Origin of the sequence: Ruminococcus sp. (genome assembly GCF_045129435.1) — a bacterium.
In the GTDB taxonomy this organism is placed as follows: domain Bacteria; phylum Bacillota; class Clostridia; order Oscillospirales; family Acutalibacteraceae; genus Ruminococcoides.
In genome coordinates, this window is the sequence record NZ_JBGVJL010000197.1 from 115,571 (window position 1) to 131,104 (window position 15,534).

A 15,534-nucleotide genomic window follows, 5' to 3' on the forward strand; every position below is an offset into this window, starting at 1 on the left:
AAAAATACAACGAAAAATGACGAATTTGTATTGAAAATTCATTGCACCTGTGATAAACTATTATTAAGCATATGGTGCGATTTTATGTGTTGAAATTAAAAAAGATTATACGAAGGGATAGATTTGAGATGTATAAGATAGTTAAAAAGAAATCACTCAACCCTACCGTTACTCTTATGGAGATTGACGCTCCCCTTATTGCCAAAAAGGCTCAGCCGGGACAGTTTATCATTCTCAGAGTTGACGAGGACGGTGAGCGTATTCCGCTTACTGTTGCAGGCTATGACAGAGAAGCAGGCACAGTACGCATTATTTTCCAGATTGTCGGTGCTACTACAGAGAAACTCAACCACTTAAACGAGGGCGACTGCCTTCACGATTTTGTCGGCCCTCTTGGTGTGCCAACTCACACAGACGGCTACAAAAAGGTTTGCGTAGTCGGCGGCGGTGTTGGTTGTGCTATTGCGCTTCCTATCGCTGAAAAGCTCCACGAGCTTGGCGTAGAGGTTCACTCTATTGTCGGCTTCAGAAACAAAGACCTTGTTATTCTTGAAGATGAGTTCAAGGCTTGCTCAGACAAGTTTATTGTTATGACAGATGACGGCTCACATGGCAGACAGGGCGTTGTTACAACTCCTCTTGAAGAGATGATTAAGGCAGGCGAAAATTACGACCTCGTAATTACTATCGGCCCACTTATTATGATGAAGTTCGTTGTTAAGACCACAAAGCCTTACAACATTCCAACCACAGTTTCTATGAACCCGATTATGATTGACGGCACAGGTATGTGCGGCGGCTGTCGTCTTACCGTTGGCGGCGAAACAAAGTTTGCCTGCGTTGACGGCCCTGATTTTGACGGCTTCCAGGTTGACTTTGACGAAGCTATGAAGCGTGGTGCAATGTACAAGGACTTTGAGCGTAAGGCTCACAGCGAAGCTTGTAATCTGTTTAAGAAGGAGGTTGAGTAATTATGCCTAATATGTCACCTAAAAAAGCTCCAATGCCTACACAGGAGCCTAATGTAAGAAATAAAAACTTCCTTGAGGTTGCCACAGGCTACACCGAGGAGGTTGCTATAGAAGAGGCACAGCGTTGCCTTAATTGTAAGCATAAGCCATGCGTATCGGGTTGTCCGGTACATATCTCTATTCCTGATTTTATCAAAGAGGTTGCACAGGGTAATTTCTCAGGTGCTTATGATGTAATTTCAAAGTCAAGCTCACTTCCTGCTGTTTGCGGTCGTGTTTGTCCGCAGGAAACTCAGTGTGAGTCAAAGTGTGTAAGAGGCATCAAGACCGAGCCTGTCGGCATTGGCAGACTTGAAAGATTTGTTGCTGACTGGCACAACGCTCAGACAGATGTTGTTGTAAACAAGCCTGAGCCAAACGGTCACAAGGTAGCAGTAGTAGGTTCAGGCCCTTCAGGTCTTACCTGTGCAGGCGACCTTGCAAAAATGGGTTATGATGTAACCGTATTTGAGGCACTCCACCTTGCAGGCGGCGTACTTGTTTACGGTATTCCTGAGTTCAGACTTCCTAAGTCAATCGTTCAGAAGGAAGTTGATACACTCAAGGCTCTCGGCGTTAAGGTTGAAACCAATATGGTTATCGGCAGAGTTATTTCTATTGATGAGCTTATGGACGATATGGGCTTTGAGGCTGTATTTATCGGTTCAGGTGCAGGTCTTCCAAGATTTATGAAGATTCCGGGCGAGAACCTTTGCGGTGTTTACTCAGCAAATGAGTTCCTCACAAGAACTAACCTTATGAAGTCATACAAAGAAGATTCCGCTACACCTATTATGCACGCTAAAAAGGTTGCTATCGTAGGCGGCGGTAATGTTGCTATGGATGCTGCTCGTTGTGCAAAGCGTCTTGGTGCAGAGGAAGTTTACATTGTTTACAGAAGAAGTGAAGAAGAACTCCCTGCAAGACGAGAAGAAGTTGAGCACGCTAAGGAAGAGGGCATTATCTTTAAGCTTCTTAACAACCCTGTTGAAATTCTCGGCGATGAAAACGAGTTTGTAACAGGTATGAAGTGCGTTGAAATGGAACTTGGCGAGCCTGACGAAAGCGGCAGAAGAAGACCTGTTGTTAAGCCTAACAGCGAGTTTGTTCTCGATGTTGACGCTGTAGTAATTTCAATCGGTACTTCACCAAACCCACTTATCAAGGCTACAACAAAGGGTCTTGAAACTCAGAAGTGGGGCGGTATTATTACTGACGAGCACGGTCTTACATCTCGTGAGGGTGTATATGCCGGTGGTGACGCGGTAACAGGTGCTGCTACAGTTATCCTCGCAATGGGTGCAGGCAAAACAGCCGCAGCCGCTATTGACGAGTATATCAAAAGCAAAGAGTAATTGCGAATTGATTTGAATTTTTATAGAATTTAATATTATAAAGAACAGCCCGACAGACTAATTAAAGCTTGTCGGGCTGTTCGTGTGTAAAAAAAGTTTGATTATTTTCAATAGTTGCAAAATTATGGTTTGTAACGGTCGAGAAATTTTTGCTCGAATTATTACAGACTTTATATTCGGATATAAAATTTAGGTCGAGCCTTTTTAAAGGCTCGTGGGTTTGGGCAACGCCCAAGAAAGGTTGTTTTTATTGCAAATTTTCAGACACAAACAGCGTTGCTGTTTGTGTGCTAAAGCAAGGTTTGAAAAAACAGGCGACAGCCTTTTAAAAAGAAATAATTTATAAATAGAAAAAATATCTTTTCTGTTTTGTGTTGCTGTCGCATTACAAGCTTTCGCCTTTGCGTTCAAGCCGCCAAACAGCAAGCTGTTTGGCTACAAAAATTTTGCATTATCTAAAGTATTGTGGGCTTTGCCCACACCCACAACCTTTGAAAAAGGTTGACCAAATTTTTATTTCCGAGTATAAAACATAGACACTCTCAAAGCTTTTAACTCCCGACCGTAATTAAGTCATTGTCGGGAACAGTAAGATTATTATTTTGCAAACTACAATTAAAAAGCACAAAAAACCCGATAACTACTATCAGTAATTATCGGGTTGATTTTATTTAAAGAAAATTTGTAAAAATTATTTATCCTGAGCTGCTGCCTTGATTTTCTTTGCAAGGTGTGGAGCAGTAAGCTCAAACTTATCGAGAAGCTCAAGAGCCGGACCGCTGTAGCCGAAGCAATCGTTTACGCCAACCTTTGTTACCTTAACAGGACATTCCTCACTTACAACTGAACATACAGCGTCACCGAGGCCGCCAATTACATTATGCTCCTCAATAGTGATGATTCTGCCTGTTTCCTTTGCTGCCTTAACGATGATTTCTCTGTCGATAGGCTTGATTGTGTGAATGTTGATAAGGCGAGCGTTAATGCCCTCTTCTTTAAGCTGCTTGCAAGCCTTGAGTGCCTCGTTTACGCAAAGACCTGTTGCAATAACTGCCACATCGTCACCGTCAAGAAGTGTGATACCCTTGCCAAGCTCAAATGTATATGTGTCAGGGTCGTTAAAGCTGTCAATAGCAAGTCTGCCAAGACGGATATATACAGGACCATTGTACTCAATAGCTGCCTTTGTAGCTGCCATCATTTCATAGTGGTCAGCCGGATTGATGATAACCATACCCGGAATTGTACGCATAATGCCAATGTCCTCAAGGCACTGGTGAGTTGCACCGTCTTCACCTGTTGAAATGCCGGCATGGCTGCCTGCAATCTTAACATTGAGGTGTGGGTAAGCAACTGAGTTTCTGATCTGCTCAAATGCTCTGCCTGTTGCAAACATTGCAAATGACGCAGCCACCGGAATTTTGCCTGCTGCTGCAAGACCTGCTGCAACACCTACCATATTGCCCTCGGCAATACCGCAGTCAAAAAATCTCTCAGGAAATTCCTTTTTGAAAATACTTGTCTTTGTTGCTGCTGCAAGGTCAGCGTCAAAAACAACGATGTCTTCGTTAGTTTTAGCAAGCTCGCAAAGTGCCATACCAAAGCTTTCACGAGTAGCAATTTTCTTTGATTCAGCCATTAGCAGTTGCCCTCCAATCTGTCAATTTCAGCCTGAAGCTCGGCTGTTGCCTGCTCGTACTGCTCCTTGTTTGGAGCTGTGCCGTGCCAGCCAACCTGATTTTCCATAAATGAAACGCCCTTGCCCTTTACTGTTTTTGCAAGAATAGCAACAGGCTTTTCCTTAACTTCTTTTGCCTTATTGAGTGCGTTCTCAATCTGATTGAAGTCATGACCGTCTATTTTAAACACTTCAAAACCAAAGCTCTCAAACTTTTTGTCGAGTGGCTCAATACCTGCAACCTCGTCAACTGTACCGTCAATCTGTAAGCCGTTCTGGTCAACGAAAAGCACAAGATTGTCAAGCTTATTGTGAGCGGCAAACATAGCTGCCTCCCAAACCTGACCTTCCTCAACCTCACCGTCACCGAGTACAGAATATACACGGTAGCTCTTTTTGCTGAGTTTAGCCGCAAGTGCCATACCGCAAGCTGCTGAAATACCCTGACCGAGTGAGCCTGTGCTCATATCAATACCCGGTGTACCCTTCATATCAGGGTGTCCCTGAAGCATTGCACCAACATGGCGAAGCTTTGAAAGCTCGTCCCACTCAAAGTAACCCTTTAATGCAAGCACTGCATAAAGGCTTGGGCAACAATGACCTTTTGAAAGAACAAAACGATCTCTGTCCTCCCACTTAGGATTCTTAGGGTCAACATTCATTTCCTTAAAGTAGAGATATGTGAAAATATCTGCTGCAGAAAGGCTACCGCCCGGATGTCCCGACTTAGCACAAAAAGTGCCGAGAATTGCTCCCATTCTTGCTTTTGTAGCAAGTATCTGGAGCTGCTTGATTTCTGAACTGTCCATTCCATTATCCTCCTGATTAACCTTATTAGAAGTAATCAATTTCATATACATAGTAACATAATTGAAATAATTTATTTTTCGATATTAGAATTAAACGCCATTTTAACAGCTTTTTACTAAATTTACTTGCCGTATTTTTGTTGTTACTATTAAATAATTGTATTGTGTTAATTATTTGTTAATATTTTTGTCAGATTTTTAAAATTTTTACCGCACAAATTATAGCTTTTGCCCTTTGGTAGCTTGAATATTTTCCTGTACCGTGTTACAATAAAATATATTGCTTTTTTACTTTATCAGTTAAAATCGCAAAAAGGAGATTTTTTAAATGGAATATACATTTTCTGACAGGGTTTCTAACCTTAAACCAAGTGCAATCAGAGAAATTTTTAAATATGCAGCTGACCCTGAGGTGGTTTCCCTCTCAGCCGGCAATCCGTCACCTGACGCTTTCCCTGCAAAGGAGATTGCTGAAATTTCTGCAAAGGTGCTTGCCGAAAATCCTATTTCGGTTTTGCAGTACAGTGTGAGCGAGGGCTACACACCGCTACGCCGTCACCTTATGGAGTATATGAAAAAGGAGCATAACATTGGCAGAGAGGGTGATGATATTTTAATTACCACAGGTGCTCAGCAGGTTATGGATTTGTGCTCAAAGGCATTAGTAAACGAGGGTGATGTGGTTATCTGCGAAGCTCCGTCATTCATTGGTTCTTTAAATACATTCAGAAGCTACAATGCAAAGCTTGTAGGTGTTCCGGTTGAGCCGGACGGAATGAGCATTTCTGCCCTTGAGCAGGCTCTTAAAGACAACAAAAACGCAAAGTTCATTTACACAATTCCTAACTTTCAGAATCCGTCAGGCGTTACAATGAGCCTTGAAAAGCGTAAGGCTGTGTATGAGCTTGCCAAAAAATACGGCGTTCTGATTCTTGAGGACAACCCATACGGTGACCTCAGATACAGTGGTGAGTTTATTCCGAACATAAAGAGCTTTGACGAGGACGAAATTGTTATTTACTGCGGTTCTTTCTCAAAGGTAATTTCACCGGGTATGCGTGTGGCTTATTGCATTGCACCAAAGCAGATTTTCCAAAAGCTTGTTGTGTGCAAGCAGGGAAGTGATGTTCATACTAATATATGGTCGCAGTATGTTTGCGATGAATTTATTACAAAGTACGATTTCAATGCACATCTTGAGAGATTACGCAAGCTTTACACCAAAAAGGCACAGTTCTGTATGGATTTGCTTGACAAATACGCAAGTCCTGCAATCAGCTATCATAAAATTGACGGAGGACTTTTCATTTGGTGCGACCTGCCTGAAAGCATTGATATGCCGTCATTCTGCAAAGAGGCTGTGCTTAAAAAGGTATGTGTAGTACCGGGCAACGCATTTCTTACAGATGAAAATGAAAAGTGCAGCAGCTTTAGAATTAACTTTTCAACCCCAACAGACGAGCAGCTTGAAAAAGGCATTAAGATACTCGGTGAGCTGGCAAACAGCAAGCTGAAATAAAGGAGAATATTTATGGAAAACGAAAAGAAACAAATCGCATTCAGTGCCATTCAGCCGAGCGGCACAATCACACTTGGCAACTATCTTGGTGCTATCCGCAACTGGGTTACTATGCAGGACGAATATAACTGCATTTACGCTCTTGCCGACCTCCACACAATTACAGTAAGACAAGAGCCGGCTCAGATGAGAAAAAATATTCTTGACGCATACGCTTCTATTCTTGCCTGCGGTATTGATACAGAAAAGAGCCTTTTCTTTATTCAGAGCCATGTGCATACTCATGCAGAAATGGCTTGGGTGCTTGACTGCTACACTCAATTCGGTGAGCTTTCAAGAATGACTCAGTTCAAGGATAAGTCAGCTAAACACGCAGACAATATTAATGCAGGTCTTTTTACATATCCGTCACTTATGGCAGGTGACATTCTGCTTTATCAGGCAGACAAAGTTCCTGTTGGTGCTGATCAGCAGCAGCACATTGAAATTACAAGAGATATTGCTGCCCGTTTTAACGGTCTTTACGGCAATGTTTTCAAAATTCCTGAGGGCTTTATTCCAAAGAACGGTGCAAGAGTAATGAGCTTGCAGGATCCAACTAAGAAGATGAGTAAATCAGACGAAAATGTAAACGGCTGTGTACATCTTCTTGACTCACCTGAGGCAATTATGCGTAAATTTAAGCGTGCAATTACCGACAGCGAGGCTTGTGTTCGCTATGGCGAGGGCAAAGATGGTATCAACAACCTTATGGGTATTTACAGCACAATTACAGGTCTTAGCTTTGAGCAGATTGAGCATGACTTTGCAGGCAAGGGCTACGGTGACTTCAAGACAGCTGTTGGTGAGGCTGTAGTAGAGGAACTTCGCCCGATTCGTGAGCGTTATGAGTCATACATTAAGGATAAGGCTTATCTTGAGGAGTGCTACCGTAAGGCTGATGAAATCGCACTTAAAATCAGCAGCCGCACAATGAATAAGGTAATGAAGAAAATCGGATTTATTTTATAATTTACTGTAGAGAAACTGAAAAGGCAGAAAAGCTTTCTGCTCGTATAAAAAATCAGGTCGAGCCTTTTCAAGGGTTCGACCTGATTTTTTATACGCTCTTTTTCAATAGTTGGGGAAAATTATGGTTTGTAATGGTCGGGAAATTTCTGCTTGACTTATTGCAGACTTTATACTCGGACATAAAAATTTGGTCAACCTTTTAAGGTTGTGGGTGTGGGCAAAGCCCACAATACTTTAGCTAACGCAAGGCTTTGATAGCCAAACAGCCTGCTGTTTGGTGGCTTGAACACGATAGCGAAAGCCTTATAATTGCGATAGCATCATAAAAAGCCATTATTCTTTATAAATGAATTATTTCTTTTTAATGGCTGTCGCCTGTTTTATCAAACATTGCTTTAGCACACAAACAGTGTTGCTGTTTGTGCCTTATAAATTGCAATAAAAACAACTTTTCTTGGGCTTTGCCCAAACCCACGAGCCTTTAAAAAGGCTCGACCTAAATTTTATATTATTTATCCGAAACTTTCTGCTAAACAATAATTTATTAATGTTACCCCAATATTTAATACAGTACATTGAATAATTAAGCTGTTTTTATAAATTCTTATTATAAATAAGTCTGAGTCCTTCAAGCACAAGGTCATCATTTACGATTATGTTCTTTTTGCAAAATTTTACAATATGCTGAGCAAGTCCGCCTGTGGCAACGAGGGTGCATTTTTTGCCAACTTCTGCCTCAAAGCGGTCAATAATTCCGTCTATCATTGCAGCATTACCGTAAATAATGCCACTTTTTATGCAATCGGCTGTGTTTGTGCCAATGCTGTGCTGCGGTGCTGAAAAATTAACAGACGGCAACAACGCACACCTTGTTGTGAGGGCGTCAAGCGAAATCTGTACGCCCGGCAAAATCATACCGCCGCAATATGCCTTGTTTTCATTTACATATAAAATAGTTGTGGCTGTGCCCATACCTACCACAATTACAGGGCAGGGGTAAAGTTCTTTTAATGCCACACACATACATACAATGTCAGAGCCGACTGCACCGGGATTGTCAAGGCGAATGTCAAGACCTGTCTTTATACCGGGGCCTACCACAAAACTGTCAACATTAGCAACGGTAAGAATTGCTTTTCTGAGCAGATCAGTTACTATAGGTACAACGCTTGAAATGATTGAACCGTTAATTTCACTCACATCAACATTATTTATTCTGAATATAGTGTAAAGGTCAACGGCGTAGTCGTCAGCGGTTTTGCTGCGGTTGGTTGAAAATCTCATTTTCATAAGCAGTTCGTTGCCCTTGTAAAGTGCAAATTTTATATTTGTATTGCCCACATCTGTGCAAAGCAACATAAATATCACCCCAAATAAAATTCTTGGAAAATACATCCTACAAAATTTAATTATAGCGTATTTTTGCTTGTGTTTCAACACTAATTTGCTAATCTGTAGGCCTGCATTAGCTTTTATTTGGATTGATTGCAGATTTAATCGAAAAATGAAATTTTGTATTGTTTTTAGGGTAAAGATGTTGTATAATAAAATATGCTTTAAAAATATAATGAGAAAACAGCGGTTATTATCTGTTACTCGTTCATTTAGACAGGAGTGAAGATAAATGGCAGATAAATATAATTTGGATTATTTTGATGATGACAAGGTTGCCCGTCAGAGAAGCGAATACAGGCGAGAGTACCGTCAGCCGGTAAACCGCCGCCCTGCTGTGCAAAACGGCAGACGCCCTGCACCTAATAATCAAAACAATGTTCATCGCAGACCAAACAAAAAAAGATTCAGCAAAAGATTTAGAAACCGAATGATTATAGTCGGTTCTGGAATACTTATATTAATAATTATAATTGCATTGATTTCTTCAATGTTCAGGGCTTGCTCAGGTTCACACAAAACGGAAGATGTTTCAACCGAAACCACTTCGCCTACACAGGCTGCCACTCAGCCTGCCACACAGGCGGCAAGCACTTCTACATCTGCGTTAAACTTTGTTACACCGAACATTCAGGACGATAACACAAACGGCTATATGGGTACAAACGCTTATATCTGGAACGGTGCGGCTTATGAGCTCTTTGGCGGTGACGAATACAGAGCACAGCTTTATGCAGAGTGTATCAACAGCTACCAGCAGAAACTCAGCGGTGTTAAGGTGTACAATATGGTAGTTCCTAACCACACAGAAATGGGACTTCCGCAAAGACTTAAAAACAGCGACGCTCCGTCAGACTCACAGGCTGAGAACATCAAGCAGATTTACTCAAAACTTAACGCATCGGTAACTCCGATTAACTGCTACAACAAGCTTGCCGAGCATTGCAATGAATATATTTACTACAACTCAGACCATCATTGGACAGGACTTGGTGCTTACTATGCTTACACAGCATTTGCTGAAGCAACCAATCAGGATGTGCTCGACTTAACAACCTGTACAGAGAACAAGATTGAGGGCTTTACAGGCTCATTTGCAAACACAAATGACGGACTCACAACCGATACCGTAAGCTACTGGACATTCCCTTATAATGTTACAATGGATATTACCGATTCAAACGGTACAACTTCAAACTATGATTCACCATATTATCAGTATGCAGACGCAGGTTCAAACACATACGGTGTATTCATTATGGGTGATAACCCACTTACAGTTCTTCATTCTGACTCAGAGAACGGCACAGGCAAAAAGATTGCTGTAATTAAGGAAAGCTACGGCAACGCTTTTGCTCCGTACCTTACAAACAACTATTCTGAGGTACATATTATTGACTTCAGATACTTTGGTCAGAACCTTGCAGATTATTGCAAGCAGAACGGTATTACCGAGGTGCTTTACCTCAACGGCATTATGAGTGCAAACACTCAGGTACAGCTTGACAGTATGGACAGCTTACTTAACTAAGATTATTTTAAATTCAGAAAGGAGGCAACGGCAATGATTGCGGAAAATGTTAAGGTCAATGTATTTGGCAAGGTTGGCAAGGGTTTTTTCTCGGCTTATGTGTCGGGTAATTCAGTTACCAACAAGAGTGCATACCTTGTTACCCGCAAAGACAGAGTTGATGAATACTTTGACGGAATTGTAATTGCTGTTGCCAAATTTGAAGGTCTTGAGGGCGAAAAGCTTATTGTTGCTCCTTATGGCGAGATTTTTTACGAGCCTGAGCTTAAAAAAATTCTCTCTCATCTTCGCAATGTCAAGGTGGAGAGCATCAGTTGCCTTTATGAAAAATCCTGCGGTGCGGTGATTTTTTACCGCAACAAAAAGAATACAAAGATTTTGCTTGTGAAGAACAGCAACGGCAGATACTGGAGCTTCCCTAAAGGCCATATAGAAAACGAGGAAAGCGAGCAGGAAACCGCTTTGAGAGAAATCAAGGAGGAAACCGGTCTTGATGTTACGCTTGTAAGAGGCTTTAGAGAAATCAGTGAATACTGTCCGTTTGGCAAAATTCGCAAGAGGGTAGTGTTCTTTCTTGCACAGGCGTTTACCGACAGCGTAAAGATTCAGGAGGAGGAAATCGACAGCTATATATGGGTTGATTTACAACAGGCTCGCAAGCTCTGCACCTATGATAATGATTTAAGAATAATTGAAAAAGCTGAAACCGCAATACATTTAATGAGAAATTAATTTGCAGTCCGTTTCATATATATAATCGGGTGATTATATATGAAGCGGATTTTTTTATTGCTTATTTCTGTGTTTGTGCTTGCCTGCTCGGTTATGACGATTGTGGGCGGAAAGGAAACCGATAACTACATTAAATATGCGGAATTTAATGTGACCTCTGACGCTTTGCAAAGGGCGGTTGATTATGACATTTCCTCCCGGTCGGAGGATACAAAGCTTGATTATATTGAAATATTAGCCTACCTCGGTGCAAAGTACGGAGGAGATTTTTCAAAATACAAGCAAGGTGATATGGATAGCCTTTGCAATGAACTTAAAAACGGCAAAACAATAGCCGAGCTTACAAAGGATATGAAGTATTATACATACTATTATAATGTATATACAGCGGTGCTCAGCGGTATGGTGGGTGAATACGAGGAGGAACAGAGCGATAAAAGTATGAAGCAGTCATATGGCATACGCTGGTTTTCGCCGATAGCAAAGACCTTTCCGTATTCGCATTACGATGACTTCGGTGCAAAGCGTACATTCGGCTACACAAGACCGCATTTGGGGCACGACTTGATGTCGGCAGTCGGCACACCTGTAATTGCCGTTGAGTCGGGCAAGGTGGAGTGCCTTGGCTGGAACAGATACGGCGGCTGGAGAATCGGTATTCGCTCGCTTGACAACAAAAGGTATTGGTACTATGCCCATTTAAGGCAGAACAGGCCATATGCAGAAAACCTAAAAGAGGGTGACATTGTGACCGCCGGTGATGTAATCGGTTATGTCGGCAGAACAGGATATAGCGATACGGAAAACATAAACGGCATTACCGAAAGCCATCTGCACATAGGGCTTGAGCTTGTGTTTGACGAGAGTCAGAAAGAGAGCGACAACGAAATTTGGGTTGATATGTACGCACTGATAAGCACGCTTGAACAGCACAAAAGCTCAACTGTGCGTAACAGTCAAACAAAAGAGTTTAAAAGAGAGTTTTCATTTAAAGAAATTAGTTGATAATGCCAAAATTTCCGTAAAGCAATTATATTTGTGCTTATGTCATTGACTGAACCCTCAAAATAATGTAAAATAAACTGTAATCGCCCTCACCAAAAGCGGTGGGGGTATTTTATAGCGGTGCAATTTTGGCTCTTTTTGAATAGTTGGGGTGAATTGTGATTTAGCGTAAAGTTTTGGATAAATATTATAAAATTTAGGTCGAGCCTTTTTAAAGGCTCGTGGGTTTGGGCAAAGCCCAAGAAAGGCTGTGCCTATTACAATTTATAAGGCACAAACAGCAACGCTGTTTGTGTGCTAAAGCAATGTTTGATAAAACGGGCGATAGCCATTAAAAGGAAATAATTCATTTATAAAGAATAATGGCTTTTTGTGTTGCTATCGCAATTATAAGGATTTTGCCATTGTGTGTTCAAGCCGCCAAACAGCAAGCTGTTTGGTTATCGTAACTTTGTGTAATCTAAAGTATTTGTGGGCTTTGCCCACACCCACAACCTTTGAAAAAGGTTGACCAAATTTTTATTTTCGGGTATAAAGTCTGTAATAACTCAGGCAAAAAATTTCCCGACTGTTGCTAAACAATAATTTATCAATGTTACCCCAATGTTTAAAACAGAACTGCAATTTTATATGAAAAATAAGCCTAATTTTTGCACCGATTTTACAGTATTTGGGGGTATATAGATTGGTTTTTTCAAGCCTTGTATTTATGTTTGCATACCTGCCGCTTACTCTGCTGATATATTACATTGTGCCGAGGAAGGGCAGAAACATTTTTCTTTTCTTTATAAACCTGCTGTTTTACGGCTGGGGTGAGCCAAAGCTTATTGTGCTTATGCTCATAAACATAGCGGTAAACTACATTGGCGGATACCTTGTAGATAAATTTAAGGATAACGAGAAAAGGCGAAAGCTTGTGCTGATTCTCACCTGCGTTATCGACATTGGCACGCTTGCGGTGTTTAAATATACCGGAATGATAGTCGAAACGGTGAATATGCTGCCGTTCCTCAACCTGCCTACTCCGCAGATTTCTCTGCCAATCGGCATCAGCTTCTACACATTCCAGACAATGAGCTATGTAATTGATGTGTACAGAGGTGACGCACCTGTGTCAAAAAATCCGATTAACTTCGGTACATATGTGGCACTTTTCCCTCAGCTTATTGCAGGCCCGATTGTGCGTTATCGTGATGTGGCAGAACAGCTTACAAACAGACGAGAAACTCTGGACGAGTTTACAAAGGGTGTAAACCTCTTTATTATCGGACTTGGCAAAAAGGTGCTGATTGCAAACCAGATGGGCAACCTCAGCACAGCAATGTTTGCAACCACTGACGAGAACGGCGTTGTCGGCACTTGGGTGGGCATAATTGCCTACAGCTTTCAGCTTTACTTTGACTTTTCGGGCTATTCCGATATGGCTTGCGGACTTGGCAATATGCTCGGCTTTGAGTTCCTCAAGAACTTTAACTACCCGTACATCTCAAAGTCTGTTACAGAATTTTGGAGAAGATGGCATATTTCACTTTCAACATGGTTTAAGGAATATGTTTATATCCCTCTTGGCGGTAACAGAAAAGGCGTAAAAAGACAGATTATTAACCTGCTCATTGTGTGGGGCCTTACCGGTATTTGGCATGGAGCGTCATGGAACTTTGTGTTGTGGGGACTTTACTACGGCGTATTGCTTATTTTTGAAAAATTTGTTTTCAAAAAGGTGCTCGACAAATTGCCATCAGCAATTCAGCACATCTATACAATGTTTATTGTAATTATCGGTTGGGGACTTTTCTATTTTACAGATATGGCTCAGCTTGGTACATTTCTCGGCGATTTGTTCAACTTCGGCAACGGTATCTGCGGAGAACAGGCGTTAAACCTTATTCTTTCGTACTTGCCGCTTATAATTGCAGCGGCTGTTGCAAGCACACCGCTTGCGGCAAAGCTTTATGCAAAGGTGCAGAATACAAAGTATATCGGCTTTGCTCAGACTGCATTTGTGGCAATCGTGCTTGTGCTCTGCACAGCCTCACTTGTAAACCAGAGCTATAACCCATTCCTATATTTCAGATTTTAACGGCAGGAAAGGAGAGTCTTTATGAAATATGTAGCAAAACACTCAGTACAACATATGGAATCATCAAAGCCTGTCTGCCGTCATCTGCCAAGCTTTGTGTTTATAATTTTTATATTCGGCTTTGCAATCTGGTTTTTGATAAACCCCAAAACCGACTACAGCTCAAGCGAAAAACGATATTTGCAGAAATTCCCTACTGTATCGGTAGATTCGGTGCTTAACGGCAAGTTCGGTACAGATTTTGAAAAATACTTTGCCGACCATTTTCCAATGCGTACCGAATGGGTGGGTACAAACGCTTACTTCAATCTCGCTGTTGGCAATAACGGTGCAGACGGTGTGTATAACTGCAAGAACGGCTACCTTATCAACAAGCCTGTGCTTGATGACAGCACGCTTAAAAGCAATGTGCAGACCATAGCTGATTTCGCACAGAGCGTTGATGTGCCTGTAACTGTGACGCTTGTGCCGTCAACGGGCTACATTGCAAGTGATGTTCTTCCGGCGGTTCACGATACATACAATGATGATGAGAAAATCGAGAACGCAAAACAGACGATTACTCAGAGCGGTGCAAGCTTTGTTGACTTACGCTCAGCGTTCAAGTCGGCATATGCAAACGGCACTCAGCTTTACTACAAGACCGACCACCACTGGACAACAGCAGGTGCATACACAGGCTACAACGAAATCTGTAAGTCGCTTGGCATAACACCGGCGGACAAGAGCCTGTTTACTGTTGAAAAGTACGATGACTTTTACGGTACAACATATTCAACAAGTGGCTTCTGGCTCACTCAGCCCGACACTATTGAGGTTTGGAACAATAAAAACAACACAGAAAATAACATCAGTGTAGAGATTATTGAGGGTGACGAAAAGCAGGATTACCATTCAATGTACTTCTACAATCACCTTAAAGAGGACGATAAATACCCTGTGTTCATAGATGGCAACCACGCTATGACAAGAATTAAAAACGAAAATGCACAGGGCGGAAAAATTCTCCTTGTAAAGGACAGCTTCTCGCATTGTCTTGCACCGTTCCTTGCAGAAAATTACAGCGAGGTAATTTTGGTTGATATGCGTTATTATAAAGACAGCGTTTCCGAGCTTGCTAAGCAGGAAAAGCCTGATAATATCTTAGTCCTTTATGGCATAGATAACCTTTCAACCGATACCGACATCGCATGGCTGTCGTAAAAAGAAAGAAATTAAAAAGTGTTTCTTTTTCAATAGTTGGGATAAATTATGGTTTAGCAACGGTCGGGAAATTTTTGCCTGAATTATTACAGACTTCATACCCGAAAATAAAAATTTGGTCAACCTTTTTCAAAGGTTGTGGGTGTGGGCAAAGCCCACAATACTTTAGATTACGCAAATTTTTTATAGCCAAACAGCTTGCTGTTTGG

13 protein-coding genes are annotated in these 15,534 nt (G+C 41.6%); 10 read left to right on the plus strand and 3 right to left on the minus strand.

Annotation, left to right across the window (positions count from 1 at the left end; genetic code table 11):
* The first annotated feature begins 128 nt into the window (after positions 1–128).
* The gene (locus ACJMMI_RS10015) at positions 129–971 is read left to right on the plus strand and encodes a sulfide/dihydroorotate dehydrogenase-like FAD/NAD-binding protein (protein WP_405355389.1); all 843 of its coding nucleotides are present in this window, start codon (positions 129–131) and stop codon (positions 969–971) included.
* Between the two features lie 2 nt (positions 972–973).
* A complete protein-coding gene (gene gltA, locus ACJMMI_RS10020) occupies positions 974–2,365 on the plus strand; it encodes an NADPH-dependent glutamate synthase (protein WP_405355390.1) in 1,392 nt (463 codons plus the stop codon).
* A gap of 691 nt (positions 2,366–3,056) precedes the next feature.
* On the opposite strand, the gene ACJMMI_RS10025 is transcribed toward gltA, so the two are convergent.
* Together ACJMMI_RS10025 and ACJMMI_RS10030 are read right to left on the minus strand one after the other, a co-directional pair.
* Positions 3,057–4,004 (minus strand): transketolase family protein, encoded by a 948-nt coding sequence (locus ACJMMI_RS10025; protein WP_405355391.1) that lies wholly within the window; start codon positions 4,002–4,004, stop codon positions 3,057–3,059.
* The gene (locus ACJMMI_RS10030; protein WP_405355392.1) at positions 4,004–4,852 is read right to left on the minus strand and encodes a transketolase; all 849 of its coding nucleotides are present in this window, start codon (positions 4,850–4,852) and stop codon (positions 4,004–4,006) included. Before ACJMMI_RS10030 ends, ACJMMI_RS10025 begins: the two co-directional genes overlap by 1 nt.
* 328 nt (positions 4,853–5,180) lie before the next feature.
* Here ACJMMI_RS10030 and ACJMMI_RS10035 point away from each other — a divergent pair, with 328 nt between their 5' ends.
* Positions 5,181–6,371: a PLP-dependent aminotransferase family protein gene (locus ACJMMI_RS10035; RefSeq protein ID WP_405355393.1), complete on the plus strand. Its 1,191-nt coding sequence runs from the start codon at positions 5,181–5,183 to the stop codon at positions 6,369–6,371.
* A gap of 12 nt (positions 6,372–6,383) precedes the next feature.
* Positions 6,384–7,382 carry a tryptophan--tRNA ligase gene (gene trpS / locus ACJMMI_RS10040; RefSeq protein ID WP_405355394.1) on the plus strand — a complete coding sequence of 333 codons (999 nt, stop codon included), beginning with the start codon at positions 6,384–6,386 and terminating at the stop codon, positions 7,380–7,382.
* A gap of 594 nt (positions 7,383–7,976) precedes the next feature.
* Here trpS and ACJMMI_RS10045 read toward each other — a convergent pair.
* Positions 7,977–8,741 carry a type III pantothenate kinase gene (locus ACJMMI_RS10045; protein WP_405355395.1) on the minus strand — a complete coding sequence of 255 codons (765 nt, stop codon included), beginning with the start codon at positions 8,739–8,741 and terminating at the stop codon, positions 7,977–7,979.
* A gap of 265 nt (positions 8,742–9,006) precedes the next feature.
* Between ACJMMI_RS10045 and ACJMMI_RS10050 the strand changes: the two genes are divergently transcribed.
* From ACJMMI_RS10050 to ACJMMI_RS10075, 6 genes are all read left to right on the plus strand, one after another.
* Positions 9,007–10,305, plus strand: coding sequence for a DHHW family protein (locus ACJMMI_RS10050; protein ID WP_405355396.1), 1,299 nt, complete (start codon positions 9,007–9,009; stop codon positions 10,303–10,305).
* Between the two features lie 33 nt (positions 10,306–10,338).
* Positions 10,339–11,037, plus strand: coding sequence for a bis(5'-nucleosyl)-tetraphosphatase (locus ACJMMI_RS10055; protein WP_405355397.1), 699 nt, complete (start codon positions 10,339–10,341; stop codon positions 11,035–11,037).
* 39 nt (positions 11,038–11,076) lie between these two features.
* Positions 11,077–12,042, plus strand: coding sequence for a M23 family metallopeptidase (locus ACJMMI_RS10060; protein WP_405355398.1), 966 nt, complete (start codon positions 11,077–11,079; stop codon positions 12,040–12,042).
* Positions 12,043–12,727: 685 nt separating this feature from the next.
* Positions 12,728–14,122, plus strand: coding sequence for an MBOAT family O-acyltransferase (locus ACJMMI_RS10065; protein WP_405355399.1), 1,395 nt, complete (start codon positions 12,728–12,730; stop codon positions 14,120–14,122).
* 21 nt (positions 14,123–14,143) lie between these two features.
* Positions 14,144–15,325, plus strand: coding sequence for a DHHW family protein (locus ACJMMI_RS10070; protein WP_405355400.1), 1,182 nt, complete (start codon positions 14,144–14,146; stop codon positions 15,323–15,325).
* The coding region (locus ACJMMI_RS10075) for a hypothetical protein (RefSeq protein WP_405355401.1) at positions 15,313–15,534 on the plus strand (222 nt) is incomplete at its 3' end. The genes ACJMMI_RS10070 and ACJMMI_RS10075, both read left to right, overlap by 13 nt.

What these genes read in the sequence shown, in the direction of transcription:
- ACJMMI_RS10015 (WP_405355389.1), top strand. Translation starts at nt 129, where the DNA reads ATGTATAAGATAGTTAAAAAGAAATCACTCAACCCTACCGTTACTCTT.
- gltA (WP_405355390.1), top strand. Translation starts at nt 974, where the DNA reads ATGCCTAATATGTCACCTAAAAAAGCTCCAATGCCTACACAGGAGCCT.
- ACJMMI_RS10025 (WP_405355391.1), bottom strand. Translation starts at nt 4,004, where the DNA reads ATGGCTGAATCAAAGAAAATTGCTACTCGTGAAAGCTTTGGTATGGCA.
- ACJMMI_RS10030 (WP_405355392.1), bottom strand. Translation starts at nt 4,852, where the DNA reads ATGGACAGTTCAGAAATCAAGCAGCTCCAGATACTTGCTACAAAAGCA.
- ACJMMI_RS10035 (WP_405355393.1), top strand. Translation starts at nt 5,181, where the DNA reads ATGGAATATACATTTTCTGACAGGGTTTCTAACCTTAAACCAAGTGCA.
- trpS (WP_405355394.1), top strand. Translation starts at nt 6,384, where the DNA reads ATGGAAAACGAAAAGAAACAAATCGCATTCAGTGCCATTCAGCCGAGC.
- ACJMMI_RS10045 (WP_405355395.1), bottom strand. Translation starts at nt 8,741, where the DNA reads ATGTTGCTTTGCACAGATGTGGGCAATACAAATATAAAATTTGCACTT.
- ACJMMI_RS10050 (WP_405355396.1), top strand. Translation starts at nt 9,007, where the DNA reads ATGGCAGATAAATATAATTTGGATTATTTTGATGATGACAAGGTTGCC.
- ACJMMI_RS10055 (WP_405355397.1), top strand. Translation starts at nt 10,339, where the DNA reads ATGATTGCGGAAAATGTTAAGGTCAATGTATTTGGCAAGGTTGGCAAG.
- ACJMMI_RS10060 (WP_405355398.1), top strand. Translation starts at nt 11,077, where the DNA reads ATGAAGCGGATTTTTTTATTGCTTATTTCTGTGTTTGTGCTTGCCTGC.
- ACJMMI_RS10070 (WP_405355400.1), top strand. Translation starts at nt 14,144, where the DNA reads ATGAAATATGTAGCAAAACACTCAGTACAACATATGGAATCATCAAAG.